Here is a 4,063-nt window from a genome sequence, read left to right on the forward strand (position 1 = left end):
ACATTCTGCACTGGTCAACCTGGCGCCGCAGACGGCAACACCAAGCCCGCCTGAGTCACTACAAACGACGCGGACACAGCCCTTGAAAACTGCCCAGCACTCAGAACAAGCACCGTTGCAGTACTAGTCCTCGTACATGGGCGTCCACTGCGCCCGGGCGACGGCCTTGCGCAGCTCCTCCTCCGTGGCCTGCGGGGCCACCCCGTCCTCCACGGCGGCGAGGGCCGCGGCCAGGGCGATCTCGCGGGCGGACTCCCGCATCCCGGTCAGCGGCGGCAGCAGCGGCACGGGCAGGTCCTCGCCGTCCGCCGCCCGGACCGCGCACCGCGCGACGGCGCGGGCGGCGGCGACGAGCATGCGGTCCGTGACCCGGGTGGCCCGGCTCGCGGTCACCGCGAGGCCCATGGCCGGGAAGACGTACACGTTGTTCGACTGCGCCACCGGCACCTCCCGCCCGTCGACCGTCAGCGGCGGGAAGGGTGAGCCGGTGGCGATCAGTGCCCGCCCGTCGGTCCAGCGGGTGAGGTCGGCGGGCTCGGCCTCGGAGTGCGAGGTGGGGTTGGAGAGCGGGAAGACGACGGGCCGTTCGCAGGTCGACGCCATCTGGCGCACGATCTCCTCGGTGAACGCGCCGTGCGCCGTCGACAGCCCGATGAGCGCCGTCGGCTCGACGCGGCGCACCACTTCGGCCAGGCCGGTGCCGTCCCAGTCGGCCACCTCGCTGTCGTGCCGCGCGAACGCCCGTTGCTGCGGGGTCAGTTCTGAGCGCGAGGACACCAGCAGCCCGTCGATGTCGACGATCCAGAACCGGGCCGTCGCCTCGTCCTCCGCCAGACCCTCGTCGATCATGGCCGTACGGATCATGTCGGCGACGCCGATCGCGGCCGATCCCGCTCCCAGGATCACCACGCGCTGCTCGGGCAGCGGGGTGCCGGCCACGTCCGCCGCGGTGGACAGGGCGCCCAGCGTGACGGCCGCGGTGCCCTGGATGTCGTCGTTGAACGTGAGCAGCCGGTCGCGGTAGCGGGCGAGGATCGGATGGGCGTGCGCGGTGGCGAAGTCCTCCCACTGCAACAGCGTCCCGGGCAGCTCCGCCTCGACCGCCGCGACGAACGCCTCGATCATCTCGTCGTACTCGGCGCCGGTCAGCCGCCGGTCGCGCCGGCCCAGGTAGCGGGGGTTGTCGAGCAGGGTCTCGTTGTCGGTGCCCACGTCCAGCAGGATCGGCAGGGTGCGGGCGGGGTGGATGCCGCCGATCGCCGTGTAGAGGCTCAGCTTGCCGATGGGGATGCCCATGCCGCCGACGCCCTGGTCGCCCAGGCCGAGGATGCGCTGGCCGTCGGTGACGACGATGACGTCCACGTCGTGGTCGCGGTGCGGGCGGTTGCGCAGGATGTCCCGGAAGCGGTGCCGGTCCTCCCAGGTCAGGAACAGACCGCGCGGCCGCCGGTAGATCTCGCTGAACTTCTGGCATGCCTCGCCCACCGTCGGCGTGTAGACGACGGGCAGCAGCTCCTCCAGATACTCGGTGACCAGACGGTAGAACAGGACCTCGTTGGTGTCCTGGAGCTGCCGCAGGTAGATGTGCCGGTTGAGGGGCTTGTCGTAGCCGTGGAACGCCTCGTAGGCACGGGCGACCTGCTCGTCCAGGGTCTCCACCGCGGGCGGCAGCAACCCGTCGATCCCCAGCTCCTCGCGTTCGCGCCGGGTGAAGGCGGTGCCCCGGTTGACCAGCGGGTCGGCCAGGGTCGTGACGGCGGGGCTGGTGGTGGGGCGGGGGTGATGCGTCGGCTGATCCATGGGACAACGCCTTCCCGTGACGCGCCGGTTCGTGCGGGTGACGTGTGCCATCCGGATGAACCACCGGCTCGGTGAACCATCCGGATGAACCACCGGCTCGGTGAACCATCCGGATGAACCACCGGCTCCGTGAAGACGCCCCCCGGGCACCGATGAGTTCCGCGTCGCCGTCCGGTCTACCTCTTCGTACGCCCCACAGCGCCCCAACGCCTCTCAGGAGACAGTGACATGAGTGTGACGACGCGTCAGACCCAGGCACAGCGATCCGAGTCCGGCCTTCTCTCCACCCGCCCCGTGTGGCTGGTCGGCCTTCTGGCCACCCTCGCCGGAGCCGTGGTGACGGAGGCGTTCGCGCTCGTCGCGCGGGCCGCCGGTGTCCCGATGGAAGCGGCGAGTCCCGGGGCCACGGAGGCCGCGGAGATCCCGGTCGGCGGCTTCTTCGGCGGGGTGGTGTTTTGGTCGCTCGCCGGAATCGTCCTCGCGGTCGTCCTCGCCCGCTGGGCCGAGCGGCCGGCCCGCACCTTCACCGTGACCACCGTCGTCCTCACCGCACTGTCCCTCGCCGGGCCGGCCGTCGCCCCGCACACCGCCACGTCCACCCGGGTCGTCCTCGCCGCGTCCCATGTGGTGGCCGCCGCGGTCGTCGTCCCGCTGCTCGCGCGCAGGCTCTCCCACGTACGGCGCTGAACCCGTCCCACCCTCCGCACCACCGACACGGGCCCGTCGCGCCTCGGCGCTGACGGGCCCGTCGCCGCGCTCCCTGATCCGGGCGAACCTTCCCGGGCCGCCCGGCCGCGGCCTCAGGACCACCCCGAACGGCCCAATCCCGCTGCGCCGGAGGAGGCGACCGTGGATGACCGGTGTGACCGTGGTGGAAGGAATGCGCGTGCACACGGTGACGACGGTGACGAGGAGGCGCGATGGCGGAGGCACTGGCCGAGGGCGGCACGAAGAGCGCTGCCACGAGGGGCGGCGCAGGCCCGTCCCCGGGCGTCCTCGAGCAGCTCGGCGCCGTCGCCGACGCCGTCCTCTACGAGGGCTACCTCCTCTACCCCTACCGCCGTTCCTCCGCCAAGAACCGCGTCCGCTGGCAGTTCGGCGTGCTGTTCCCCCGGGACTGGGTGGAGGCGGGCGGTCCCGTCACTCCCGGTATCTCCGGCTCCGCCGACTCCTGGTACCAGCAGACCGAGTGCCTGCTGCGGGTCCGGCAGCCGGACAGTGCCCGCCTCCGCGTGCGGATCCGCTACCTCCAGATGCAGCGCAAGCAGGTGGAAGAAGCGGGCCGCCCCGTCGAGTCGCTGCGCGGCGACGACGGCACGGTGCATCTCACCTTCGACGAGGCGCTGCCGCGCGAGTGCGAGATCGAGGCCCCGCTCGATGAACTCCTCCGGGGCGGACGCACCGTCGCGGTGAGCGCCACGGAGGGGGAGGACGTCGAGCCCCTGCCCCACGACGCCGGGCGGGTGGTGCGCAGCCGCGAGGAGATCCGCGCCGAGACCACCGTCTCCGCGGAGCGGCTCTCCGACGGCCTCTGCCGGATCCGCGTGACGACCAGGAACACCGGGCCCGCCCCGGCACCGCGCACTCCTCGGGACGAGGCACTGCGCCGGGCCCTCATCGCCACCCACACGCTCATCGGCGGGGACGGGGTGGAGTTCGTCTCGCTGATCGATCCTCCGGCGGACCTGGAAGCTCTCGCGCGCGCGTGCCGCAACGAGTTCACCTTCCCCGTGCTCGGCGGTGAGGCCGGCGACACCGGACCCGTCCTGCTGTCGGCGCCGATCATCCTGCCCGACCACCCCCAGGTCGCTCCCGAGAGCCCGGGCGATCTGCACGACGCCGCCGAGATCGACGAGATCCTCACGCTGCGCACGATGCTGCTGACCGATGAGGAGAAGCGCGAGGCGCGGGCCACCGACCCGCGGGCGGCGGCGATCCTGGACCGGGTCGACACCATGCCGCAGGAGGTCTTCGAACGACTCCACGGCGCCGTCCGCTCCCTGACACCGACGCCCCCGACGGCGCCCACCGACCCTGTCCCGACGGGGGTCACCCCGCCGGCGTCGGCAGCCCCTGCCCGGTCACCGGCACCCTTCGCGGCGCCCGCCGATTCCGTCCCGACGTGGGTCACCCCGCCGGCGTCGGCCGCCCCCGCCGGGCCACCGGTACCCTTCGCGGCGCCCGCCGATTCCGTCCCGGCGCGGGTCACCCCGCCGGCGTCGGCCGCCCCCGCGCGGCCTCCGGCGCCCCCCGCGGCGTCGGC

General features: G+C 73.0%; 3 protein-coding genes. 2 read left to right on the plus strand and 1 reads right to left on the minus strand.

Going from position 1 to position 4,063, the window contains the following annotated elements:
- Positions 1-123: 123 nt before the first annotated feature.
- Positions 124-1,800: an NAD-dependent malic enzyme gene (locus K4G64_RS38620; protein ID WP_221760520.1), complete on the minus strand. Its 1,677-nt coding sequence runs from the start codon at positions 1,798-1,800 to the stop codon at positions 124-126.
- A gap of 228 nt (positions 1,801-2,028) precedes the next feature.
- Here K4G64_RS38620 and K4G64_RS38625 point away from each other — a divergent pair, with 228 nt between their 5' ends.
- On the plus strand, positions 2,029-2,487 hold the full coding sequence (locus K4G64_RS38625) for a DUF6069 family protein (protein WP_221760521.1): 459 nt from the start codon (positions 2,029-2,031) through the stop codon (positions 2,485-2,487).
- Between the two features lie 233 nt (positions 2,488-2,720).
- Positions 2,721-4,063: hypothetical protein (locus K4G64_RS38630; RefSeq protein WP_260461563.1), on the plus strand; the 1,343-nt coding region annotated here is incomplete at its 3' end.

Origin of the sequence: Streptomyces sp. WAC04114 (genome assembly GCF_019733245.1) — a bacterium.
GTDB classification, from domain to species: Bacteria; Actinomycetota; Actinomycetes; order Streptomycetales; family Streptomycetaceae; genus Streptomyces; species Streptomyces massasporeus_A.